Raw genomic sequence first — 24,074 nt, forward strand, 5'->3', positions numbered from 1 at the left:
GCCCTACCCAGCCTCAGTCCTCCATAGCCTGGTAAGCCGCGGTCCAGAAGTCCTTGATCAGCAACCGCGACACCGGCGAATCCTGCGCCACCTGCGTCAGCAACACCCCACTGAACCCGGCCGCCGGATCAGCCTGCGCCGAAGTCCCCAGCCCGCCATCCCACCCGAACTGCCCCACCTGCGCGAACCCCCGCCGAGCGATCCGCACCCCCATCCCGAACCCAAACCCGCCGTGGTCCCCGAAGAACTCGTTCAGCTCGTCCTTCTCCACCTTCTGCGCGGGCGTGAGCTGATCCGAGGTCAGCAACGCCACCGACCCCCGCGACAACACCCGCTCCCCCCGATACTTCCCGCCCTGCAACAACATCCGCTGGAACGCGTGGTAGTCCGCAGCGGTCGAGACCAGCCCGTCCCCACCCGTCTCGAACCGAGGCGGCTTGCTGTACTTGCCCCCCACGGCCGGATCCCACACCACCAGCTCCCCCGTCGCCGGATCGTGCGCGTAGCTGGTGGGCAACCGATCAATCTTGTCCTCCGGCACGAAAAACCCGGTGTCCACCATCCCCAGCGGCGCGAAAATCCGCTCCCGCAGGAAGTCCCCCAGCAACCCTCCGGTCACCCGGGCCACCAGCAACCCCAGCACATCCGACCCGACGTGATAGAGCCACCTCTCCCCCGGCTGCGCCATCAACGGCAACGACCCCAGCCGCTGAATCCACACATCCGGCTCAAACCCGGACGGCGGCACCAGCAACCCCAATTCCGCCATCGCCCGCCGGATAGGCGTGTCGGCGCCGGTCAGATCAACCCCGAACCCCCAGGTGAACGTCAGCAGATCCCGCACCGTGATGGCCCGCCGGGCCGGCACCGTGTCCGCCACCTCAGCGTCCGGCCGCACCAGCACCCGCCGATTCGCCAACTCCGGCAACCACTCGTCCACCGGGTCATCCAGCCGCAACCGGCAGTCCTCCACCAGCGCCATCACCCCGGCCGCGATGATCGGCTTGGTAGCGGAGGCGAGCCGGAAGATCGAGTCCTCCGCCATCGCCGCCCCACCCCCCACATGCATGTCCCCCAGCACCTCGACGTGCGTCTCATCCGCGGTCCCGAGCAACGCGACCAGCCCCGGCACCTCCCCGGAATCCACCCGCTTCGCCAACTGCTCCCGCACCAGCCGCAGCCCCGCCTCGTTCATCTTCACTCCCCAGTCGCGCACATCGTTCCCGTCTTGCGCACACTGTACGCACCCTCGCGTCGGCACCGCAACCCACCCCCTCCTGAACCAGTTGGGCCAACTCGTACGCCGAGTTGGGCCAAGTGGGCGTACGAGTTGGCCCAACTCGGCGGCGGATGGGCACTCCGCGGGACTCGCCGACGGGAGGCCGCACGGTGGGCCGGGCCGGGTCGCGCAGGAAACCGTTGACCTAGTGGTCTAAACCACCTAGCGTGTGACGCACGCCGCCAGCGTGCCCCCTGTACCTCGTCCCCTGCGGAGTTACAGATGACCAGTACACGTCGGCGCACCATGGCCGGAACCCTCGTGGCCGCGTTCGCGACAGCGGCTGCCCTGATCGCTTCCCTGGCCCCAGCCTCGATCGCGGCGCCGGTCGCCGCGGCCGAACAAGCAGCGGAGCCACTGGCCGCGGCCGCGCCCAACAAGGTGATCGGCTACTTCGCCCAGTGGGGCACCTACGCCCGGAACTACCACGTGAAGAACATCGTCACGAGTGGTTCCGCGTCGAAGCTGACCCACATCAACTATGCCTTCGGCAATGTCACCAACGGCCAGTGCGCCATCGGTGACGCCTACGCCGACTACGACCGCGCCTACACCGCCGACCTCAGTGTCGACGGCAAGGCCGACACCTGGGATCCGGGTGTGCTGCGGGGCAGCTTCGGGCAGCTGCGCAAGCTAAAGAAGCAGTTCCCACACATCAAGGTGCTGTGGTCCTTCGGTGGCTGGACCTGGTCCGGCGGCTTCGGCCAGGCGTCCAAGAACGCCGCGGCCTTCGCCGAGTCCTGCTACAAGCTGGTCGAGGACCCGCGCTGGGCGGATGTCTTCGACGGGATCGACATCGACTGGGAGTACCCGAACGCCTGCGGGCTTTCCTGTGACACCAGCGGTTTCGGCTCGTTCAAGACGCTGATCGAGGCACTGCGCAAGCGGTTCGGCGGCAATAACCTGGTCACCGCCGCGATCACCGCGGACGGCTCCAATGGCGGCAAGATCGACGCCGCGGACTACGCGGGCGCCGCGCAGTACCTGGACTGGTACCTGCCGATGACCTATGACTACTTCGGCGCGTTCAACGCCCAGGGCCCGACCGCCCCGCACTCGCCGCTGACCTCCTACACCGGCATCCCGCAGCAGGGCTTCAACTCCGATGCGGCGATCCAGAAGCTCAAGAGCAAGGGCATCCCGGCCAGCAAACTGTTGCTGGGCATCGGTTTCTACGGCCGTGGCTGGACCGGCGTGACCAAGAAGGAGCCGGGCGGCACCGCGACCGGGGCCGCGCCGGGCACCTATGAGGCCGGTATCGAGGACTACAAGGTGCTCAAGACCAAGTGCCCCAGCAACGGCACGGTCGCCGGCACCGCCTACGCCCACTGCGGCAACCAGTGGTGGAGCTACGACACCCCGTCCACCATCCGCGGCAAGGGTTCCTACGCCAAGACCCAGAATCTGGGCGGCGCGTTCTTCTGGGAACTCTCCGGTGACACCAGCAACGGCGAGCTGATCACCGCGGTCAAGGGTGGCATCAGCTAATCCCTTGCCGCACCAAGGCAACCGGGGTGGTCCCACCACTGGGACCACCCCGGTCTCCATTACTCCGACACGGCCAGCGTCTCGTAGTACTCCTGCTGCGCCGGGTAGTAGTCGTCAAAACTGGGCAGCGCCTTGCCCTCCCTGGACGCGACCAGCATGTCCAGGTAGTACTCCCACCCAGGGCCGATCTCGCCGGCACCCTCCCGCTTTTCCCGGTGGTGCACCAGTTTCAGCTCAGTGACACCGTCCACTTCGGACACTTCAATGGTCAGCAGCCAGACGCCGACCTCGTCCACGGTGCTCAGCTTCAGCAGCCGGGGCGGGGCGCAGTCGTCGATGCGGACGTCCATCCACCCCTGGCCCTCCTCGAAGACCATCTGCACCTTGATCGTGCGCCCGGGACCGGATTCCCCGGTCCACGGCCCGAACCAGCGCGCGGTGCGCTCGGATTCGGTCAGGCTGGCCCAGACATCCTCGGCCGGGGCCCGGAAAGTGCGCGTCAGCACCAGATCGACGCCGGTCTCGGTGCCGAACAACCGGCCGGTGGGCAACGGATTCATGCCGTGTTCTCCTTGTCCTCCACCGCAGGGGGCCGCGCACGGCTTTCCCTGCGGGTGCGGTAGACCTCGGTTTCCAGTGCGTCGAGCCGGTGTTCCCACCCGGTCGGCCGCTCGAATTGGACCAGCCAGGCGGCCAGTTCCCGGAAGCGTTGCGGATCAAGTGTGTACAGCCGCTGCCTGCCGACCAGCTCGTCCTGAACCAGCCCGCTCTCCCGCAGCACCCGCAGGTGCCTGCTCACCGCGGGCCGGCTGATCTCGAACTGCCCGGCGATCTCGCCCGCGGACAACCGGCCGTCCCGGAGCAGCACCAGGATCTCCCTGCGCACCGGATCGGCGATCGCGCCCGCCACCTCATCCACGACCGGAAGCGTAACCCATCGGTTACGCGTTGGCCAGTCAGAGCACCTTCAGCTCGACGATCCGCCAGTTCGGGCCGTCCCGCCGCGCGGTGACCTCCAGCTGCGCCGCCCCGGAGTTCTGCACGTTGTCGCCGGTCCGCAGCATCTGCTGATCGACGAAGACCAGCACGGTGGCGGTGTCGCCCTGGATCTCCCGCACACCCGCCGCCCGGATGGTGGTGGTGAGCACCAGTTTCTGCGCCGGGGCGACCTTGCGGACCTCGGCGAACAGCTCGCGGTACTGCTCAATGGCGCGGCCGTCGAGCACCCGGGCGGCGGCCTGTTCGGTGCGGCCGGTGTCGGCGTGGTCGTAGCTGAAGGTGTCCCGCACCGCGTCGGTGACCTGCCGCAGCACCACATCCGTGGTCGCATTGTCGACCAGCGCGACATTCCCGCCCGGCCGCAGCGACTGCGTGGCGACCGCGGCCCAGATCGCGAACCCGATGGCGACCACCAGCACCGCGCTCAGTACCGGCACCAGCGGAAACGTCCGCTTCACCGAAGCCTCCGCCGACGGTTCGCCGGATTCTGGCTTGGTCTCCGCTGGGGCTGGCAATGGCGGTTCGACCTCTGCCGGGGCGATCTCCACCGCCACCGGCAACGCGGTCTCGGGCAGGCTCGGGGCAGGCGGGGTGACCTCCGGCTCGGCGGCCACCTCCGAGGTCACCGGCTTTGGATGCCGCCCGGCCACCACCCGCACCCGCCGCACCGGCTTCTGCACCCCGCGCCCGCGCGTCACGGCCCACCCACCCCCATCGTCTGCAACCGCCCCACCCGCCATCCCGCCGCGGTCCGGGTCAGTTCCGCCGACAACCGGCTGCGCTGGGTGCTCGGCTGTGCCCCGTCCCTGGCCACCGTCACCTCCACCGCCGCGATCAGCCGCGCCGCCCCCGCGTGACCGTCCACAGTGGTCAGTGCAGCCGACAGCAGTTTCGCCGTGGTCGCGGTGCGGGCCGTCTTGATGTCCCTGGCGTGCTGCTCCCGGTTCTGCGCCAGCTCCTCCAGCAACGTCCCGGTGGCCACCTCCCGCCAGCGCGCCAGTCCAGCCTCCACATCCCGGTGATCCAGGGTGTTCAGCTCCACCACGGCCCGCTGCCCGGCGGACAGGGCGGCGTCCCGCTCCACGGCCTGCCGCAGATCCGGATCCCCGCTCGCCGCCCACCAGCCCCAGCCGAACCAGCCCGCCGCGAGCAACGCCACCGCGACAAGTCCACAAAGGACTGATCTCATCGGCCCTCCAACCCCAGCAACTGCCCCAATGTCCGCGGCCCCGGCTGTGGTCCGAGCAATCCCAGCGGCCCGGGTAACCGCGGATCCGCCTGCTGCTGCCTGGCCGGTGGCGACACCGCGGGCCGTCCACCGAATGGCGCGTTCTGCGATCCGCGCACCCCGGTCGGACTGTTCGGCGGCTCCGCGCAGTACGCCTTGTTGTTCAACGCCGCGTCCGTGGTCTCCTTGCCCGGCCGCTGTTTGGTGCCCTCATAGCCCTTGGTGCAACTGAACGGGTCGAAGAAGTTCAGCACCAGTCCCAAATGCCCGGTGCCATCCCCGGAGGCGGTCGGCGAGGTCGCGGTGATCACCGGAAACGCCACCAGCAACTGCTCCAGCCCCGCGGTCCGCGCACTGGTGATCCGGCTGGTGGTCAACAGGTTCGCCAGCAGCACCGACAGCCCGGTCCCGGACCGCCGCAGCAGATCATCGGTCCGCGCCGCGACCTCCGGCACCTCCTTGGCCAGCACCCGCAGATCCGGGTCCGATCGCCGCAGCTGATCGGCCAGTTCCCGCAGACTCCGGCTGTAGTCCAGGATCTGCCTGCTCTGCTCCTCCTGCGTGCCCAGCACGGTCTTGGCGTTGGCCAGCAACTCCTTGGTCTGCGGCAGGTGCTGGATCGCGGTCCGGGTGAGGCTGTCCGCGCTGTCCAGCAACCGTTGCAGGTCCGGCCCGGCGTCTGCGAAGGCCGTGTTCAACTCGCCGACCACCGTCCGCAGCGAGTCCACCGGCACGCTCTTGACCAGGCGGTGCGCATCGGCCAGCACCGAGGACACCTCGGCCGGAATGGTGGTGCGCTGCTGCTCGATCACCGACCCTTCGGCCAGGTAGGGCCCGCTGGTGTGCTTGGGCCGCAGGTCCACGTACTGCTCCCCCACCGCGGACCGGGTGGCCACCACCGCCTCGGTGTCCGCCGGGATGCGCGGCGCGGAGTGTTCGATGTCCAGCTCGACCTCCAGCCCGCGCTCGGTCAGGTGCAGCTGCCCGACCCGCCCCACCGCGACCCCGCGATAGGTGACCTCGGCATTGGTGAAGATCCCCCCGGAATCGGCCAGCCGCACCGTGACCAGGTACCCGCGGGCGCCGAACAGCCGGTCCAGTCCCGCGTACCGGGCGCCCACGTAGCTGAGTCCGATCGCCGCGATGGCCAGGAACAGTCCAATTCGGATGATCACGCCCCGGCTCATCGCCGACCACCCAGGATCGTGTGCAGCAACCCGCCGAGCCCGCCCAGCAGACCCGGTTGCTCCGGCGGCTTCGGCGTCCCCGAAGGCGCGCCGGGCAGCAACGGCTCAGCCGGGGGTTTTCGCGGATCCGGCGGCTGGATGATGGGCTGGTTGGAGCGGGTGAGGTTGTCCAGGATGGAGCTGAGGTCCAGGTCCAGCTTGACGTCGGCGTTGACGTAGTCGCCGCGCAGGGTGTGCAGGGTCTGGTCGGTGAACGGGAAGCTCACCAGGATCTCCAGGGACTTGGGCAGGTTCTCCCCGGCCTCGGCGATCTTGCGCAGCACCGGTTCGAGGAGCTTCAGGTCGGCGATCAGGTTGGTCGAGCTGCGGCGTACGGTGTCGGTGGCGGTGACCGCGAGTTTGTCCAGTGCCCGCAGCATCTCCACCAGCTGGTCCCGCTGGGTGTTGAGCACCGCGAGCCCCGGCGCCAGGTGGTCCAGCGCGGTGGTCAGGTTGTGCCGTTGCGCGACCAGTGTGGTGGACAGCCGGCTGATCGAGTCGATGGCCCTGGTGATGCCCACCCGCTGCCCGTCCAGATCCGCCACCACCTTGTCCACAGTGGACAGCAGGCCGCGCAACCGGGCTTCGTTCCCGGCCAGTGCCGCGTCCAGTTCGGTGGTGATCGTCCGCAGCTGCCCGATCCCGCCGCCGTTGAGCAGCAGGGACAGTGCGCCCAGCACCTCCTCGATCTCGGTGCTGCGGTTGGTCCGGTCCAGGGGGATCACCGCGCCCTCGGCCAGCTGTCCCTCGGGTTCCTTGGGCGCGGCCAGTTCGACGAACTTCTCCCCCAGCAAGCTCGACTGCCGCAACCGGGCGAGGGCGTTGCCCGGCAACCGCACCGCCCCGTTGACCGCGAGCCGCACCTCCGCGGTCGCGTAGTCCGCGCCGAGCTTGATCTCCTCCACCCGTCCCACCGCGACGTCATTCACCTTGACTCCGGCCTGCGGCACCAGGTCCAACACGTCCGCGAACCGCACAGTGATCCGGTACGGCGCGTCACCAAGGTCCGCCCCGCCCGGCAGCGGCACCCCGTACATCCCGGTGCACCCCGCCAGCACCACCACCGGCGCCAGCACCCAGCGCCCGCGTACGAGTTGGGCCAACTCGTACGCCCAGTTGGGCCAACGGGCCGTACGACTTTGGCCAAGTCGGCGTACGAGAACGGCCAACGCTCGGGTGGGGGGCATTAGCGGCCGCCTAGGAGGGGGAGTTTGGGGAGGCGGCCTTGTTGGAGGGCGGCGAGGATTTCGGCTGGGCTGGGGAGTTTGAGGACGCCGTCCAGGAGGGGGGCGAGTTGGGCGCAGGCGTCGCCGAGGAGTTTCGGGAGCTGTTTGGGGGTTCCGGCCTGGATCACTCGGCACAGCAGCAGGACCGGTGGGTAGGTGAGTTCGTTGATCGCGCCGCGTACGGCGAAGGTGCCGGAGGCGGCGTCGTAGCTGTTGAGGTAGTTGGTGGCGGCCAGCGGTGCCACGTCCAGGACCTCCGCGAGTGCGGCGCGCTGGTCGACCAGGACCTTGGTGACGCTGGCGAGTTTGTCCACTGTGGACTTCAGCCGGTCCTGGTTGGCGGTGATGAACTCCTTGACGTCGATCATCGCCCCGGCCAAGCCTTGCAAGGCCGCGCCGAGTTGTTCGCGTTCGGCGGCGAGGTGGCCGCTGACCGAGGCGAGCCGGTTGTTGAAGGCGCGGAGCTGGCCGTCCGAGGCGACCAGGGCGGCGGTGAACTGGCGCAGGCCGTCGACGGTGGTGAAGAGGTCCTTGCGGGAGCGGTTGAGGGTTTCCGCGGCGGCGGCCAGGTCCTTGACGGTGGCGTTGAGTGCGGCGCCGTTGCCTTTGAGGTTGGCCGCGGCGGTGTCCAGCAGGCCGGAGAGCGCGCCGTTCTTGTTCGCCCCGTCGGGTCCCAGCGCGCGGCTCAGTTCGCCGACGTCGCCGAGCAGTTCGTCCAGTTCGACCGGGATCGCGGTGCGGGTCAACGGGATTTCCGCGCCACCGGCCAGTTCGGGGCCGGTCTCGTAAGCGGGGGTGAGCTGGAGGTAGCGGTCGCTGACCAGGCTGGGTGCGATCACCACGGCCTTGGCCTCGGCCGGGATCCGGATGCCGCGGTCCACCTCGAACCGCACCCGGACCCGCTCGCCCTCGGGGGTCACCTCGCGCACCCGCCCGACCGGCACGCCGAGCACCCGCACCTCCGAGCCCGGGTACAGCCCGACCGTGCGGGCGAAGAACGCGGTGATCGACGAGCCGCCGGAGCCGCCCTGCAACCAGACCAGGGAGGCGCTGAGCAGCAACGCGGTGACGCAGGCCAGGGCGAGGAGGTTGGTGAGGCTGCGGCCGGTGGTGCTGCGGTGGGTCATCGGCCACCTCCGGTGAGCGGCGGGGTGCAGATGTTCTCGTTGATCTCGAACACGCCGACCTTGGCGTAGGGCGGGACCAGGCCGCAGAAGTAGCCGTCGAACCAGCGGCCGTTGCCGATGGTGTTGTTGAACAGCCGCACGTACGGGGCCAGGTCACGCAGTCCGGCACTGAGCTGGTCCTGGTTGTGTTGCAGGATCCCGGTGACCTTGTCCAGTTCCTTGAGTGCCGGGCCGAGTTGGGCCCGGTTGTCCGCGACCAGGCCCTTGAGCTGCGCGGCGAGGTCCTTGGTGCCACGCAGTAACGCGCTGATCGCGGCTTTGCGCCGGTCCAGCTCGCCCAGTAGCTGGCTGGCGTCGGCGATCAGCCGCCGGACCTGGTCGTCGCGGCCGGCCAGGGTGCCGCTGAGCTGGGAGGTGTTGGCCAGCAAGGCGGCGAGCTGGTCGTCGCGGCTGGCGATGGTGCGGGACAACGCGGACAGGCCGTCCAGGGCCGACTTGGTCTTGTCGGGTGTGTTGCGGAAGGTGTCGGTGAGCACCCGGAAGCTGTCCGCCAATTGCCGAGTGTCCACTTTAGACACTGTTTCGCCGAGTTGGTTGACCGCGTCGGTGACGTCGAAGGGGGTGGTGGTGCGGGCCAGCGGGATGGGTTCGTTCGGGCGTTGCGGTTGGGCGCCGTCGGGGATGAGGGACAGGTACTTGTCGCCGAGCAGGGTCTTGATCTCGATGGCGGCGGTGGTCCGGTCGCCGAGCCGGGTGTCGCTGAGCCGGAAGCCGACCAGGACCTTGTTGCCCGCCAGGCTGATCGTGGTCACCCGGCCCACCTTGACCCCGGCCACCCGCACCTCGTTGCCGGTGCGCAGGCCACCGGCCTCGGCGAATTCGGCGGTGTAGGTGGTGCCGCCGCCGATGATCGGCAGGTCCTCGGCGTTGAAGGCGGCCAGGGTGCCCAGCAGCAGGCCGACGACGGTGATCGCGCCGATCCTGGTCTGCGCGCTCGCGCTCACCCTTCTCATTGGCTGCACCGTTCCGGCATCGGGGTGCCCACCAGGGGCAGCAGTGGCAGGTCCACGGTGAGGCCGAGGGCGCCGACGCCGACCTTGCCGGAGATGCGGCAGGCGAAGAAGTTGAACCAGCCGCCGTAGCTGGCGACTCTGGCGATGGAGCGGACCTTGGTCGGGAAGCGGTCCAGGAAGTTCTCCAGGAGGTCGCTGCGGTTGCCGAGTTGTCCGGCGATCTGGCCCAGGGCGCCGATATCGGCCTTGAGCGCGGGGCGGGCGGCGTCCAGGAGTCCGGCGGTGACCTGGGTCAGTTCGCCGAGGGCGGCGATGGCCTGGCCGATGGGCTGGCGTTGTGCGGCAAGGCCGCTGGCCAGTCGTTGCAGCTGGTCGAGCAGTCCGGTGAGTTCGCCGGTGCGGCCGTTGACGGTGTCCAGGACGGTGTTGAGGTTGCCGACGACCTCGCCGATCACCTTGTCCTTGGCGGCGATGGCCGAGGTGAGTGAGGCGGTGTGGCCGAGGATGCTCTCGATGGTGCCGCCCTCGCCCTGGAATACCTGGATGATCTCGCCGGCGAGTTTGTTGACCTGGTCCGGGTTGAGGGCCTGGAACAGCGGGCGGAAACCGTTGAACAGCACGGTGAGATTGAGTGCGGGACGGGTGCGACTGAGTGGGATTTCCGCTCCCCAGGGCAGTTTCTGCCGGACGTCGCCGTTGTCCAGGGCCAGGGCGAGGTAGCGCTGGCCGACCAGGTTGCGGTACTTGACGGTCAGGGTGACCGCGGCGGGCAGCGGGGTGGCACTGTCCACTTCGAACTCGACCCTGGCCTGTTTCTGATCTGCCACGGTGATCGCGGTGACGCTGCCGAGCCGGACGCCGGACATGCGGACCTCGTCGCCGACGTTGAGGCCGGTGACATCGGTGAACCTGGCCGCGTACCCGGATTTGGGGCCGCCGGTGGAGTTGGCGATGGTGAGTGCCAGCAACGCGGTCAGGGTCACGGTCACCGCGGTGAACACGGTGAGTTTGGCCAGTGGCGAGAGCACGTTCATCGCAGGGTCACCTCCGTGCCCCGGAACATCGGTCCGAGCATCAGTCCGGCCCACTCCGGCACCTCGGCCACCGGTTTCTCCAGGATCGGCGCGGCCAGCGCGTTGATCAGTTCGCGTTCCGGCCGGGAGTTGGCCACCGAGGGCACTGAGGCCGGATGCGTGGAGCCGTCCAGGACCGGCCCGCCGGGCGGGTACTGCGGGAACCGGCCGGGTGGTTTGGCGGGCGGGTAACAGCGCGGGCCGCGTTGGTCGAGGTACTTGGGCACGTCCACGCCCGGCCGGTACTTGCCGCGGCTGGCGGTGATCTCCAGGGTGAACTTGGCGATGTGCGGTTCCTTGCTGCCCTTGCCGAAGGTCTTGTCCGTGTTGGGGATCATCGCGACGAGTTGTTCCAGCAGGCAGGGGTACTCGGGCGCGTACTTGGCCAGCACCTCCAGGGTCGGCCTGCCCTCGGCGACCAGGGCGATCAGGTTGTCCCGGTTGACTTTCAGGAACGCCTCGATGTCGATGGCGGCCAGGGTCACGTTGCCGAACAGCGCCCGCAGGTTGTGCTGCTGGTCGAGCACGGTCCGGGTTGTGGTGGTGGCGTCGGCGAGAGCCTGGAGCAGGTCGGGGGCGGCGGTGGTGTAGGTGTCGGCGACCTTGGCCAGTGCCTTGAGGTCGGCGCGCAGATCGGGCAGTGCCGGGGCCAGGCCGTCCAGGTAGTCGCCGAGCCGGATCAGGGTGCCGCCGAGTTGCTTTCCCCGGCCGCGCAAGGCGTTGGCCATCGCGGTGAGGGTGGCGGCGAGCTGGTCGGGGCGGACCGCGGTGAGCACCGGCAGCAGGTCGTTGAGCACCGCTTCGATCTCCACCCCGGCCTGGCTACGGTCCAGGCCGATGGTCTGACCGTCCACAAGGGACTTCCCACTGCGCCGCTCCGGCGGTTGCAGGGCCACATAGCGTTCGCCGAAGAGGGTTTTGGGCAGCAGGCGGGCGGTGACCTCGGCCGGGATCAGCGGGATCCGCTCGGGTTGCAGGGCCAGTTCCAGTACCGCCCGGTCCTGGCCGGCCCGGATGGCCCGGACCTCGCCGACGATCAGCCCGCGCACCTTGACATCCGCGCCCGCCCGCAACTGCGTACCGGCCCGGTCCACCTCCAGCAGCACCGTGGCCACCGGGGTGAAAGCTTTGCGGTACACCGCGATCGAGCCCGCCACGAACAGCGCGACCACCAGCAGGAACACCAGTCCCAGCAGCTGGAAGCGCAGTGGCGCGGTGCGGTCGTTCATCCGGCGATCCGCACGGTGGTGGTGGAGCCCCAGATGGCCAGGCTGAGGAAGAGGTCCAGGAACATCTGGGCCACGATCGCCGCGCGCACCGCCCGGCCCACCGCGACACCGACTCCGGCCGGTCCGCCGCTGGCGGTGTAGCCGTAGTAGCAGTGCACCAGGATGATCACGACGGCGAACACGACGACCTTGAGGAAGGACCACAGCACGTCGGCGGGCGGCAGGAACAGGCCGAAGTAGTGGTCATAGGTGCCTGCCGACTGGCCGTAGAAGAGCACGGTGACCACCCGGGAGGCCAGGTAGGAGCAGAGCAGGCCGACCACGTAGAGCGGGATCACCGCGCCGAGTCCGGCCAGGATGCGGGTGGTCACCAGGTAGGGCAGGCTGCGCACGCCCATGACCTCCAGGGCGTCGATCTCCTCGGAGATGCGCATCGCGCCCAGCTGGGCGGTGAATCCGCAGCCGACGGTGGCCGAGAGCGCGAGTCCGGCGGAGAGCGGGGCGACCTCGCGGGTGTTGAAGTAGGCGGAGATGAACCCGGTGAGGGTGGAGGTGCCGAGCTGGTTGAGCGCGGAATAGCCTTGCAGGCCAACGACCGCGCCGGTGAACACGGTCATGCCGATCATCACGCCGAGGGTGCCGCCGATCAGGGCGAGGGCGCCGCTGCCGAAGCTGACCTCGGTGAGCAGCCGCAGGATTTCCCTGGTGTAGCGGCGAATGGTCAGCGGGATGAGGGCGAGGGCGCGCAGGCAGAACCAGAGCTGGCGGCCCAGTGCCTCCAGTCCCGGCACGGGTAATCGGACCTTGCGCGCCACCACGGCCACGGGCTCACCCGTCCTTCGCCGGGACGAGCTGGAGGTAGACGCCGGTGATCACCATGTTGATCAGGAACAGCAGCAGGAAGGTGATCACCACGGCCTGGTTGACCGCGTCGCCGACGCCTTTGGGTCCGGCGGAGGGGTTGAGGCCGCGGTAGGCCGCCACGATGCCCGCGACGAAGCCGTAGAGGAATGCCTTGAACTCGCTGATCCACAGGTCGGAGAGCTGGGCCAGTGCGGAGAAGCTGGACAGGTAGGCGCCGGGGGTGCCGCCCTGCAGGATCACGTTGAAGAAGAACCCGCCGAGCACGCCGACCACGCTGACGACTCCGTTGAGCAGCACCGCGATCAGCATCGCGCCGAGCACCCTGGGCAGGATCAGCCGGTGCACCGGGGACACTCCGAGCACCTCTAGGGCGTCGATTTCCTCGCGGATGGTGCGGGCCCCGATGTCCGCGCACATCGCCGAACCGCCTGCTCCGGCAACGAGAAGCGCGGTGATCAGTGGGCTGGCCTGCTGGATGATGGCGAGGGCGCCTGCCGCGCCGGTGAAGGACTGGGCGCCGATCTGCTGGGTGAGCGAGCCGAGTTGCAGGGAGATGACCGCGCCGAAGGGGATCGCGACCAGCGCGGTGGGCAGGATGGTGACGCTGGCGAAGAACCAGGCCTGCCGGATCGACTCCGCGAGGGGGAACGGCCTGCGCGGCAGGCTGGCCAGCACTTCCCAGGACAGCAGGCTCATCCGCCCGACCTGGCGTAGTGCCGCCAGGCCGGGCACGCCTTGCCGTGCGGGAGGAGCGGTCATCCGACCGACCCGAACGCGTGCGTCGCGGTGGCGCCGCCGTCCGCGGCGAACTCGCCGCCGGAGCAGTAGGAGCTTTCGTCGCTGGCCAGGAACAGCACCACGTTGGCCACCTCTTCGGGCTGGCCGATCCGCTTCATCGGCACCAGTTTGCCCATGGCGGCGCGGTCCAGTTCGATGCCGCCCAGTGCCTCGCCGGCCATCTGGGTGTCCATCGCGCCGGGGTGCACCGAGTTGACCCGTACGCCCTGCGCGGCCAGTTCCAGGGCGGCCACCTTGGTCATGCCGCGGATGGCGAATTTGCTCGCGGTGTAGGCGGACAGGGTCGGCATCCCGGCCAGACCCTCCACAGAGGACACGTTGACGATGGATCCGGCGCGGGCCTCGGTCATCACCGGGATCACCGCGCGCATGCCGAGGAAGCAGCCGATCTGGTTGACCCGGATGACCCGCTCGTAGTCGGCCAGGGTGGTCTGCGCCAGCGGCGCGAAGTGCAGCACCGCGGCGTTGTTGACCAGCACATCTAGGCGGCCCAGATCGGTGACGGTCTCGGCGACCACCCCGGCCCAGTCGTCCTCGGATCCGACGTCCAGGTGCCGGTAGCGGGCGCTGGGCCCGAGTTCCTCGGCGAGCCGGTGGCCGGTGTCGTCGGCGATGTCGGCCAGCACCACCCTGGCCCCCTCGCGCAGGAATCGGCGGGCCACGGCCTCGCCGAGTCCGCGGGCCGCGCCGGTGATCAGGGCGACCTTGCCGTCCAGCCTCACATCAGCTCCTCGGTCAGCGGTAGCAGCACGGTTTTCAGTTCGGTGTAGGCCTCATACGCGCTGCGCCCGCCCTCGCGGCCCAGCCCGGACTGCTTGAACCCGCCGAAGGGCAGGTGCGGTTCGACGGTGAACCCGTTGATGCCAATGGTTCCGGCGCGCAGCTTGCGGGCGACCCGGAAGGCGCGCTGGCTGTCCGCGGTGTAGATCCCGGCGCCCAGGCCGTACTCGGTGTCATTGGCCAGCCGGATCGCCTCGTCCTCATCGGTGAACGGCACCACCACGAGCACCGGACCGAAGATCTCCTCCTGAGCGATGGCCATGCCGTTGTCCACGTCGGCGAAGATGGTGGGCTGCACGAAGTGGCCGGTGCTGAGTTCACCCTCCACTTTGGACCCGCCGGTGACCAGCCGGGCGCCTTCCTCCTGGCCCCGGTTGATGTAGCCGAGTACCCGCTCCAGCTGGCGTTCGTTGATCAGCGGGCTGGCCAGGGTGCCAGCGTCGAACGGGTCGCCGTAGGTGATCACCCCGGCCATCATTTGTGCGGCGGCCAGGAACTCCTCGTACACGTCGCGGTGCACCAGGGCCCGGCTGTGCGCCACACACGCCTGGCCGGACAGGCCCATGGTGACGGTGCCCATCGAGGTCATCCCGGCCAGGCCGATGTTGGGCGCGTCCGGGAACACCAGGCTGGGGCTCTTTCCGCCCAGTTCCAGGGAAACCCGTTTGAACGTACTGGCGGAGGCTTCGATGATCCGTCTGCCGACCGCGCGACTGCCGGTGAAGCTGATCTTGTCCACCGCGGGGTGGGTGATCAGCGCCTCGCCCACCGTGGCGCCGGGGCCGGTGACCACGCTGACCACGCCGTCGGGCAATCCGGCCTCGGCGAGCAGTTCCACCATGCGCAGCACGGAGAAGGTGGCGTATTCGGAGGGTTTGACCACCACCGTGCATCCGGCGGCCAGCGCGGGCGCGAGTTTCTGCGCGAACAGCAGGAACGGCGCGTTCCAGGGCAGGATCGCGGCGACCACGCCCACCGGTTCGCGGAAGGTCATGGCCAGGTGATCACCGCCCTGGTACGGCGGCAGGGTGTCCCCGCCGAGCTTGTCGATCCAGCCGGCGTGGTGGTCGAAGACGTCCGCGGCCGCGCCCACCGAGGTGGTGTAGATCCCGCCGAAGGACAGCGGCACGCTGTTGTCCAGTGCCTGCAACGCCTGCAGCTCGGCGGTGTGCTCGCGCAGCAGGTTGCTGTAGCGGTGCAGGGTGCGGATGCGTTCCCCGGCACGGGCTCTGGGCCACGGGCCGTCGTCGAAGGCGCGGCGGGCGGTGCGCACGGCTTCGTCCACATCGGACACGGTGGCCACCGCGAAGCCGCCGATCTCCTCGCCGGTGGCCGGATGCCGGTGCCGCCAGAGTTCGCCGTCGGCCGCCGCCCGCCACTTCCCGTCGACCAGCAGCAGACCATCGGACAGGCCCGCGGTGTCCCGGTGCGGCAACACGGTGAGCGGCATGGCTACTCCTTCGCTGGCGGATCAGGGGCGGGCCTGCAACGCGTTCAGCTCGGTGCAGGCGAAGGTGCGCCCGGCCGGGCGGCCGGTGAAGTAGTCGCCGACGGTGGCGTCCAGCTCGGCCAGGCTCCAGGTGTCCCCGGTGCTGACGAACCGCTGTTCCACCGTGGGCGGGGCGAGCAGGGCGACCATGCCGCCGTGCACCACGAATACCTGGCCGTTGATCGTCTCGGCGGCGGGCGCGGCGAGGTAGGCGACGAAGGGCGCGACGTGGTGTGGGTCAAGGGGATCCAGGCCCTCGGCGGGAGCTTCGCCGAAGACGTGCCGGGTCATGCCGGTGCGGGCGCGCGGGCAGATCGCGTTGGCGCGCACCCCGTACTGCGCCAGCGCCCTGGCGGTGGACACGGTCAGGGCGGCGATGCCCGCCTTGGCCGCGGCGTAGTTGGCCTGGCCGGGCGAGCCGAGCAGGAAGGACTCCGAGGCGGTGTTCACGATCCGGCCGTATACCGGGCCGTCGGTGTACTTGGCCTGCTGCCGCCAGTACGCGCTGGCGTTGCGGGACAACAGGAAGTGCCCGCGCAGGTGCACCCGGACCACCAGGTCCCAGTCCTCGTCGGAGAGGTTGAACAGCATCCGGTCGCGCAGCACGCCGGCGTTGTTGACCACCACGTGCAGGCCGCCGAACTCGGCCAGCGCCGCGGCCAGCAACGCGTCCGCGGTGGCCCGCTCGGCGATGTCCCCGGCCACCACGGTGACCGCGCCACCGGCCTCCTTGATCAGCTCGGCGGTCTGCTCGGCCGCGCCGGGCAGGTCGTTGAGCACCACACTCGCCCCGGCCGTAGCCAGTGCCAGCGCTTCCGCGCGCCCGAGTCCGGCGCCGGCGCCGGTCACCACGGCGACCTTGCCGGACAGGCTCAGCCCATCGTCCACAAGCGACACCCGCCTAGTCGAAGGTCACGATCTGCCGGATCACCTTGCCGCCGCGCAGGGTGTCCAGGCCGTCGTTGATCTCGGCCAGGGGCAGCCTGCGGCTGATCATGCCGTCCAGGTCGAGCTGCCCGGCCCGCCAGAAGTCGATCATCTTGGCCGAGTCGCGGCGGACGTCGGCCGAGCCGTAGAAGGAGCCCAGCAACCGCTTCTCGTGCAGGAAGAGTTCCTGGGCGGAGAAGCTGACCTGGGCCTCGGCCCGGCCGGCGCCGACCACCACCACGGTGCCGCCGCGGCGGGCGGAGTCCCAGGCGGAGCGGATGGTGGCGGGCAGGCCGACCACCTCGAACGCGTAGTCCGCGCCCTCACCGCCGGTCAGCTCGGGCAGCAGGCCGGGAAGTTCCTCGGGGGTGGCGGTGTGCGTGGCGCCGAACTTGAGCGCGGCCTCGTGCTTGTCCCGCACCGGATCCACCGCGATGATCGTGCTCGCCCCGGCGATCCGCGCGCCCTGCAACGTGGACACGCCGACCCCGCCGCAGCCGATCACCACCACGGTCGAACCGGGTTGCACCGCGGCCGTGTTGAGCACCGCGCCCGCGCCGGTGAGCACGCCGCAACCGATCAGCGCGGCGATCTCGAACGGCACGTCCTCGGGCACCTTGATCGCCGCGGGCTGCGGCACCACCAGCTCCTCGGCGAAGGTGCCGCAACCGGCGAAGCCGAACAGCGGCTGCTCGCCCTTGGTGAAGCGGGGCTTCATGAAGGACTCGATCGCGTACACCGCGCACAGGTGCGACTGGCCGCGCAGACAGGACTTGCAGCGCAGGCAGGGTGGCACGAAGGTGATCAGCACGTGGTCACCCACCGCCAGATCGGTGACCGCCGAGCCGATCTCCACCACCTCGCCCGCGCCCTCATGGCCGAGCACACCCGGCGCCAGCGCGGGCAGGGTGCCGTCCATAGCGTGCAGATCACTGTGGCAGATGCCGGAGGCGCGCACCGCCACCCGCACGTCGAAGGGGCCGGGCGGGACCGTGGCCACATCGGTCCGCAGCTCCAGCCGGTCGTCGCCAACCTGGTTCAGCACGGCAGCCTTCACCGAATCCACTCCTCGACGAGTAGTGTGCCCTCGGATGGGGACCGACACTAGAATGTGTTCTCGATCCGAGCAAGGGCCAACTGAGTGGCACAGGTGTACCGGGGTGGACGACTCAAGTACACGTTCCGGATTCGAAAGAACGTGTTCTAGTATTGACCCATGCGGATCGCCTTCACGCGGGAACAGCAGCAGTTGCGCGCGGACTTGCGGGCGTACTTCGCCGAGCTGATGACCCCGGAGCGGCGCGCGGCGCTGTACGCCGGCGGCGGCGACTACGGCGACCGCGCCACCTATCTGGAGGTGGTGCGGCAGATGGGCCGGGACGGCTGGCTCGCGCTGGGCTGGCCACGCGAGTACGGCGGTCAGGAACGCCCGCTGCTGGATCAGCTGATCTTCACCGACGAGGCGGCCACCGCGGGCGCGCCGGTGCCGTTCCTGACCCTCAACAGCGTGGCCCCGACGATCATGCGCTTCGGCACGGACCAGCAGAAGTCCTTCTTCCTGCCCCGGATCGCCGCCGGTGAACTGCACTTCGCCATCGGCTACTCCGAGCCGGAGGCGGGCACCGACCTGGCCTCACTGCGCACCAGGGCGGTGCTCGACGGCGACGAGTGGGTGATCAACGGACAGAAGATGTGGACCAGCCTGATCCAGTACGCCGACTACGTGTGGCTGGCCTGCCGCACCGATCCGGAGGCGCCCAAACACAAGGGTCTCAGCATGCTGATCGTGCCCACCGACGCGCCCGGGTTCTCCTGGACGCCGGTGCGCACCATGGCCGGGCCGGGCACCAGCGCCACCTACTACAGCGAGGTCCGGGTCCCGGCCGGGGCGCTGGTGGGTGAGGTGAACAAGGGCTGGCCGCTGATCACCAACCAGCTCAACCACGAACGCGTCGCACTCACCTCGGCCGCGCCGATCCGCAACGCCCTGCAGGAGGTCCTGGACTGGGCGAAGGCGACCAAACTGCCCGACGGCTCGCGAGTGGCCGACCAGGAGTGGGTGCAGATCCACCTGGCCAGGGTGCACGCGAAGGTGGAGTACCTGAAGCTGCTGAACTGGCGGATCGCCTGGGGCGCGGCGCACACCCCCACCCCGGCGGACGCCTCGGCCACCAAGGTCTACGGCACCGAACTGGCCACCGAGGCCTACCGGCTGCTGATGGAGGTGCTCGGCCCGGCCGCCACCCTGCGCGCGGGCGCGCCAGGGGCCGCGCTGCACGGCAAGATCGAGCGACTGCACCGGTCCTGCCTGATCCTGACCTTCGGCGGCGGCACCAACGAGGTGCAACGCGACATCATCGCCGCCACCGCCCTCGGCCTCCCCATCCGCCGCTAACCCGCCCGCCGAGTTGGCCCAACTCGGCGTACCAGTTGGGCCAACGCGGCGTACGACTTTGGCCAACTCGGTATACGAGAACTGGAGAGATCGTGGACTTCAGCATGACCGAGGCGCAGGACGCACTGTCCACTGTGGCCGGTGAGATCCTGGCCGACCAGGTCACCCAGGAGCGGCTGCGGGCCGCCGAGTCCGGTCCAGACCGGTTCGACCGTCCACTGTGGAATATGCTTGGGGCGTCGGGGCTGCTCGGGGCCGGGATTCCGGAAGCCTTGGGCGGATCCGGGTACGGCGTGCTGGAGCAGTGCTCGGTGCTGGTCGCGCTGGGCCGGGCGGTCGCGCCGGTGCCGTACCTGGCCTCCACCGTGCTGGCCGCCTCGGCCATCGCCGAGTTCGGCGGGTCGATCGCGCGGGACCGCTGGCTGCCGGGCGCGCTGGCCGGGGAGACGGTGCTGACCGCCGCCCTCACCGACGAGACCGCCAGCACCGCCGAACCCACCGGCGACGGCTGGCTGCTCACCGGCACCAAGACCGCGGTACCCGCAGGCGGGATCGCCGCGGCGTTCCTGGTCCCCGCGGACACCCCCGACGGGCCGCGGGTGTTCCTGGTGACCCCAGAAGACCCACGGGTGTCGGTGCGGCGGCAGGAGACCGTGGACGGGGCAGGCACGGCACAGCTGGAGCTGAGCGCCACTCCCCTGCCCGCGGACCGGGTCCTGGACCCGGCGGCGGTGGAGTTCCTGCACACCAGGGCCGTGCTCGGCTGGTGCGCGCTACAGCTCGGCATCACCGAACGGGCCCTGGAACTGACCGCCGGGTACGCCCGCGAGCGGGTGCAGTTCGGCCGCCCGATCGGCCAGTTCCAGGCCGTGGCGCAGCGGCTGGCCGACGCCTACGTGGACGTGCAGGGCATCCGGCTCACCCTGTGGCAAGCGGCCTGGCGGGTCAGCGAGGGCCTGCCCAGTTCGGAGGCCCTGGCCACGGCCAAGTTCTGGGCCGCCGACGCCGGGCACCGGGTGGCGCACACCGCGGTGCACGTGCACGGCGGCGTCGGCATCGACCTGGACCACCGGCTGCAGCGCTACTTCGTGGCCGCCAAACACGCCGAGTTCGCCCTGGGCGGCGCCACCGCGCACCTGCGTGCGCTGGGCGCCGCCCTGGTCCACCGTCCCTAACTCCCGGCGGGCAGGCCGGTGCTGATCTCGGTGCGGTTGAGCGGGCGCAGGATCATGCCGTAGCTGTAGTCGATATCGGCCCGGACCTTGTACTTGGCCCGGATGTTGTTCGGGGTGTCGCCGACCCCGCTGGCGGCGTAGGCGGCGCTGAGCGTGGTCCAGCCCGGGTTCTTCTTCAGCTGGAACGGGTACTCGGCCCGGTCGGTGTCGTCGTAGCTGCTCACGCTGACGTCGTTGACCCCGCTGATCAGCAGTCCGCCGGTGCGCCCGTCGGTGAGCAGCGCCCACCGGGAGTCCGTCCGGTTGCCGTGGTCCTGCGGTTTTCCGTACCCGCGCTGTTCGGCGTCCACGGTGGACTGCCAGACGCCGATCGGACTGCCTTCGCGCCGGTCGTTGTAGCTCTCAAGCTGCCGTCCGTACCAGGCGAACCGCTGGAACTCCGCTGGCACGCCGAGACTGAACCCGATCCGCGGCAGATACGGCAGGGTGCGCATCCGGCCGGCCGGGCGCACCTCGTGGCCGAGCGAGATGGTGCCCGCACCGTCCCCTGTGTACCGCACGGTCTGACCGAAGGAGGCGTCGGCGACATCGGGGGCGGCCACCGTGCTGCGCACCACCACCGTATTTCCCTCCACCGCGACCGAATCGACCTTGGTGCTCAGCCGGTCCAGTCCGGCGGCCCGCCACAGCGGCGCCTCGGCCTGGCCCCAGTCCACCGCCTCGTTGTCGATCGGCGCGCGCCAGGCGTTGAGCCGAGGGCCCTGCTTGAGCAGTTCGACCTCGCCGGCCCGCATCGAGCTGAGCGTGCCGGTGCGCTTGTCCACCACGTACCGGAACCCGTTGCCGTGTACCACGACCTGGTTGAAGCCGTTCACGATGACGGGTCGTCCGGTGGCCGGGGGCGGGGCGAAACCGGGCACCACCTTGCCGCCCGCGCCGAACTGGTCGTGGGCGAACAGTTCACCGCCGGGTCGCAGCACCCGCGCGGTGAGGAACCGCTCCCGGTCGGCGGGGTTGGCCACGGCCGGGATCGGCACGGTCACGGTCTGGTCGGGTTCGACCCGCAGCGGCTGCTCGCCCTGCCGGATGTCCTTGCCGCCCTCGGTGATCCGCCAGTGCAGCCGCACGCCCTCGATCGGCGCGAACCGCTGTTCGTTGCTGATCCGCAGGTTCCCGTCGGCGTAGGCGAAGCGCAGCGGCTGGTGCGCCCAGGCCAGTTGCGCGGTTTCCGGCTGGAGTCGCCGGTCCGCGTCCACCAGGCCGTCCGCGCCGGACTGGTGCGCGCCGAAGGAGTCGTACCGGCCGGCGTCCACGGTCCGGTCGAAGTCCAGCGCCAGCACCGCGGTGCCACTCGGATCGGCGGCCAGCTCCTGCGCGCTCAGGGCCCGGTCGTACACCCGGGCGTCGTCGATCAGCCCGTGCGCCATCCGGCCGTTGTGGTCCTCGTGCAGTTCGGAGTTGCGGCCGATGTTGACCTGCTCGGCGGTGTTGTTCACCGGACCGGACCAGGGTTTCTGGCCGACCTCCCGGCCGTCGATGTAGAGGCGCAGCATGGCTCCGTCGTAGCTGCCGCTGACCCGGTGCCAGTTGCCGAAGAAGTCGGCGGGCACGGTGGCGTGCACGAACCGCCAATCACCCTGGGAATACACGAAGAATTCCAGGGTGCGCTGGTCCTTCATCTTCAGCGCGAACTGGTGGTCGCCCTTGGCGATCACGGTGAAGTCGCCGCGCCACTGGGTGGCCGGTTTCACCCAGGCGTCCAGGGTGAGCGGACCGGTCAGGTCGAGCTTGCGATCCCGGTAGACCTCGACGAAATCGTCCAGGCCGGACAGGCTGACCGCCTTGCCGCGCCTGCCCTCTACCAGTTCCGGCATCCCGTTGAGGTGGGCGGTGATCTTGTTGGGTGAGTGGTCCGGGGTGAGTTTCAGCGGCAGGCTCAGGTTCTGCTCGGCCCAGTCCCAGATGAACCCGCCCTGCAGCACCGGATTGGCCCGGATGACGTCCCAGAACTCGCGGAAGTTGCCGAGGCTGTTGCCCTGGGCGTGCGCGTACTCGCCCATGATGACCGGTTTTGTGCTGTCCCGGCCCTGTTTGGCGTGCTCGTCCGGATGCGGGTATCGCGGTCCCCATACGTCCGCGTACGGCGCGTCGCCGTCGGGCCGGTTGGACTGGTGGTAGAGCGGGCGGCCGGGCGCGTTCTTCTTGGCCCACTCGGCCATCTTGTAGTGGCCGGCGCCGAGCCCGGCCTCGTTGCCGGTGTCCCACATGAACACGCTGGGGTGGTTCTTGTCCCGCTGCACCATGGCCACGAACCGTTCCAGGAACGCGTCCTGCCATTCCGGCTTGTCCGCCAGGCAGTTGCTCGGGCAGTGCTCGCGGGAGTGGGTCTCGATGTCCACCTCGTCGTCGATCCACAGCCCGTGCTGGTCGGCCAGGTCGTAGAAGTGCGGATCGGACGGGTAGTGCGAGGTGCGGACCGCGTTCACGTGCAGCTGCTTCATCAGCCGCACATCCTGGAGCTGCTTGTCCCTCGGCTGGTGCCTGCCGTGCCGGGCGTCGGTCTCGGCCCGGTTGACGCCCTTGAACAGCACCTGTTTGCCGTTGACCAGCAGCTGTCTGTCCTTGATGGACAGTTCGCGGAAGCCAATGGTCTCCCTGGTGGTGTGCACGGTTTTCCCGTCCGGGCCAAGCAGTTCGAGCACCAGGGCGTGCAGGTTCGGGGTCTCGTCGGTCCACTTGGCCGGGTTGGTCACCGGGGTGCTCAGGGTGAGTCTGGCGGTCTCGCCGGTCAGCTCCGCCTCGCCGGTGGCGGTGGCGATCACCCCGCCGCGCGCGTCGTGCACGGTCGCGTTGACCCGGTGTTTCCCGGTGCTGCCACCGGGTTTGCGGGCGAGTTCGACGGTGGCGTCCAGTCGCGCGTCCCGGTGGTGCTCATCCAGGTCGGTGTGCACGGTGAGATCGCGGAGGAAGCTGGCCGAGGTGGAGTAGAGCCACACCGAGCGGAAGATCCCGGCGAAGCGCCACTGGTCGACGTCCTCCAGGTAGGCCCCGGCGGCCCAGCGGTGCACCTGCACGGCCAGCCGGTTGCTGCCCGGCCGCAGCGCGTCGGTGATGTCGAACTCGGCCGGGGTGTAGCCACCCTGGTCGTAGCCGACCCGTTTTCCGTTGACCCACACGAAATAGCTGGACGTGGTGCCCTCGAAGCGGAGCATGGTGCGGCGGTCGGCGAAGTTGTCGGGGACGGTGAAGTCCTTGGCGTAGGCCGCGGTCGGGTTGATGTCCCTTGGCACCTTGGGCGGGGTGTCCGGCACGATCTCCTCGGCGATGTTGCGGAAGATCGGGTGGTCCAGACCGTCGGTCTGCCAGGTGTGCGGCACCCGCACGGTACGCCAGCCGCGCACGTCGTAGTCGGCGGCGCTGAACCCGGCGGGCACCTGCTCCGGCAGCTCGGCCATCTGGATCTTCCAGTCACCGTCCAGGCTCTGCGTGAACGGCGTGCGCTCGTCCCCGCGTAACGCGGCGGCGTGATCGGGGTAGGGCCGCAGTTCGGCGTGGTGCGGCTCCTGGCCCTCACCGGTGATCCGCGGATTCTCCAGGTAGGAGTACACGTCCAAGGCTGGTTGCGCCGTGCCGATCGGCAGCTGCCCACCGGCCAGCAGGGCCGCGGACAACGTTGTCGCAAGCACGGCCCGATGTCTCACCCGCACGGTTCGATCCTCCCGATCGGCACCCGGTCCTCAGCGAGCCTGCGCGGCCGC

The 24,074-nt window shown here is 69.7% G+C and carries 21 protein-coding genes; 3 read left to right on the plus strand and 18 right to left on the minus strand.

Features of this window, described 5'->3' with window-relative positions:
- Positions 1–13: 13 nt before the first annotated feature.
- The gene (locus ACTOWY_RS37485; protein ID WP_441314326.1) at positions 14–1,195 is read right to left on the minus strand and encodes a serine hydrolase domain-containing protein; all 1,182 of its coding nucleotides are present in this window, start codon (positions 1,193–1,195) and stop codon (positions 14–16) included.
- A gap of 330 nt (positions 1,196–1,525) precedes the next feature.
- Between ACTOWY_RS37485 and ACTOWY_RS37490 the strand changes: the two genes are divergently transcribed.
- The gene (locus ACTOWY_RS37490) at positions 1,526–2,767 is read left to right on the plus strand and encodes a glycoside hydrolase family 18 protein (RefSeq protein ID WP_441314351.1); all 1,242 of its coding nucleotides are present in this window, start codon (positions 1,526–1,528) and stop codon (positions 2,765–2,767) included.
- Positions 2,768–2,826: 59 nt separating this feature from the next.
- Here ACTOWY_RS37490 and ACTOWY_RS37495 read toward each other — a convergent pair whose 3' ends face one another.
- The 16 genes from ACTOWY_RS37495 to ACTOWY_RS37570 form a co-directional block, all read right to left on the minus strand.
- Positions 2,827–3,327 carry an SRPBCC family protein gene (locus tag ACTOWY_RS37495; protein ID WP_441314327.1) on the minus strand — a complete coding sequence of 167 codons (501 nt, stop codon included), beginning with the start codon at positions 3,325–3,327 and terminating at the stop codon, positions 2,827–2,829.
- Positions 3,324–3,686, minus strand: a complete 363-nt coding sequence (locus ACTOWY_RS37500; protein WP_441314328.1) for a metalloregulator ArsR/SmtB family transcription factor — start codon at positions 3,684–3,686, stop codon at positions 3,324–3,326. Before ACTOWY_RS37500 ends, ACTOWY_RS37495 begins: the two co-directional genes overlap by 4 nt.
- A 37-nt stretch (positions 3,687–3,723) precedes the next feature.
- Complete coding sequence (locus tag ACTOWY_RS37505) at positions 3,724–4,464, minus strand: hypothetical protein (protein WP_441314329.1); 741 nt, start codon at positions 4,462–4,464, stop codon at positions 3,724–3,726.
- Entirely contained in the window at positions 4,461–4,955 is a 495-nt protein-coding gene (locus ACTOWY_RS37510) for a hypothetical protein (protein ID WP_441314330.1), read from the minus strand. Before ACTOWY_RS37510 ends, ACTOWY_RS37505 begins: the two co-directional genes overlap by 4 nt.
- Complete coding sequence (locus tag ACTOWY_RS37515) at positions 4,952–6,181, minus strand: MCE family protein (protein WP_441314331.1); 1,230 nt, start codon at positions 6,179–6,181, stop codon at positions 4,952–4,954. The genes ACTOWY_RS37510 and ACTOWY_RS37515 overlap by 4 nt, the downstream gene beginning before the upstream one ends.
- Positions 6,178–7,323: an MCE family protein gene (locus ACTOWY_RS37520; protein WP_441314332.1), complete on the minus strand. Its 1,146-nt coding sequence runs from the start codon at positions 7,321–7,323 to the stop codon at positions 6,178–6,180. Before ACTOWY_RS37520 ends, ACTOWY_RS37515 begins: the two co-directional genes overlap by 4 nt.
- Before the next feature lie 83 nt (positions 7,324–7,406).
- Positions 7,407–8,573: an MCE family protein gene (locus ACTOWY_RS37525; protein WP_441314333.1), complete on the minus strand. Its 1,167-nt coding sequence runs from the start codon at positions 8,571–8,573 to the stop codon at positions 7,407–7,409.
- The gene (locus ACTOWY_RS37530; RefSeq protein ID WP_441314334.1) at positions 8,570–9,586 is read right to left on the minus strand and encodes an MCE family protein; all 1,017 of its coding nucleotides are present in this window, start codon (positions 9,584–9,586) and stop codon (positions 8,570–8,572) included. Before ACTOWY_RS37530 ends, ACTOWY_RS37525 begins: the two co-directional genes overlap by 4 nt.
- Positions 9,583–10,620: an MCE family protein gene (locus ACTOWY_RS37535; protein ID WP_441314335.1), complete on the minus strand. Its 1,038-nt coding sequence runs from the start codon at positions 10,618–10,620 to the stop codon at positions 9,583–9,585. Before ACTOWY_RS37535 ends, ACTOWY_RS37530 begins: the two co-directional genes overlap by 4 nt.
- On the minus strand, positions 10,617–11,888 hold the full coding sequence (locus tag ACTOWY_RS37540) for an MCE family protein (protein WP_441314336.1): 1,272 nt from the start codon (positions 11,886–11,888) through the stop codon (positions 10,617–10,619). The genes ACTOWY_RS37535 and ACTOWY_RS37540 overlap by 4 nt, the downstream gene beginning before the upstream one ends.
- Entirely contained in the window at positions 11,885–12,703 is an 819-nt protein-coding gene (locus ACTOWY_RS37545) for an MlaE family ABC transporter permease (RefSeq protein ID WP_374205804.1), read from the minus strand. Before ACTOWY_RS37545 ends, ACTOWY_RS37540 begins: the two co-directional genes overlap by 4 nt.
- Positions 12,704–12,716: 13 nt before the next feature.
- The gene (locus ACTOWY_RS37550) at positions 12,717–13,511 is read right to left on the minus strand and encodes an MlaE family ABC transporter permease (protein ID WP_441314337.1); all 795 of its coding nucleotides are present in this window, start codon (positions 13,509–13,511) and stop codon (positions 12,717–12,719) included.
- Positions 13,508–14,272, minus strand: a complete 765-nt coding sequence (locus tag ACTOWY_RS37555) for a glucose 1-dehydrogenase (protein ID WP_441314338.1) — start codon at positions 14,270–14,272, stop codon at positions 13,508–13,510. The genes ACTOWY_RS37550 and ACTOWY_RS37555 overlap by 4 nt, the downstream gene beginning before the upstream one ends.
- Positions 14,269–15,780, minus strand: coding sequence for an aldehyde dehydrogenase family protein (locus tag ACTOWY_RS37560; protein WP_441314339.1), 1,512 nt, complete (start codon positions 15,778–15,780; stop codon positions 14,269–14,271). The genes ACTOWY_RS37555 and ACTOWY_RS37560 overlap by 4 nt, the downstream gene beginning before the upstream one ends.
- Before the next feature lie 21 nt (positions 15,781–15,801).
- The gene (locus tag ACTOWY_RS37565; protein ID WP_441314352.1) at positions 15,802–16,695 is read right to left on the minus strand and encodes a 3-oxoacyl-ACP reductase; all 894 of its coding nucleotides are present in this window, start codon (positions 16,693–16,695) and stop codon (positions 15,802–15,804) included.
- Between the two features lie 25 nt (positions 16,696–16,720).
- Complete coding sequence (locus ACTOWY_RS37570; protein WP_441314340.1) at positions 16,721–17,803, minus strand: Zn-dependent alcohol dehydrogenase; 1,083 nt, start codon at positions 17,801–17,803, stop codon at positions 16,721–16,723.
- A 159-nt stretch (positions 17,804–17,962) separates the two neighbouring features.
- On the opposite strand from ACTOWY_RS37570, the gene ACTOWY_RS37575 reads away from it, so the two are divergent.
- Positions 17,963–19,141 carry an acyl-CoA dehydrogenase family protein gene (locus ACTOWY_RS37575; protein WP_441314341.1) on the plus strand — a complete coding sequence of 393 codons (1,179 nt, stop codon included), beginning with the start codon at positions 17,963–17,965 and terminating at the stop codon, positions 19,139–19,141.
- 92 nt (positions 19,142–19,233) lie between these two features.
- A complete protein-coding gene (locus ACTOWY_RS37580) occupies positions 19,234–20,316 on the plus strand; it encodes an acyl-CoA dehydrogenase family protein (protein WP_441314342.1) in 1,083 nt (360 codons plus the stop codon).
- Here the strand turns inward: ACTOWY_RS37580 and ACTOWY_RS37585 are convergent.
- On the minus strand, positions 20,313–24,023 hold the full coding sequence (locus ACTOWY_RS37585) for a glycoside hydrolase family 2 TIM barrel-domain containing protein (RefSeq protein WP_441314343.1): 3,711 nt from the start codon (positions 24,021–24,023) through the stop codon (positions 20,313–20,315). The genes ACTOWY_RS37580 and ACTOWY_RS37585 overlap by 4 nt on opposite strands.
- Positions 24,024–24,074 lie beyond the last annotated feature (51 nt).

The sequence above is a fragment of the Crossiella sp. CA198 genome, from assembly GCF_052078295.1.
Taxonomy (GTDB): Bacteria; Actinomycetota; Actinomycetes; order Mycobacteriales; family Pseudonocardiaceae; genus Crossiella.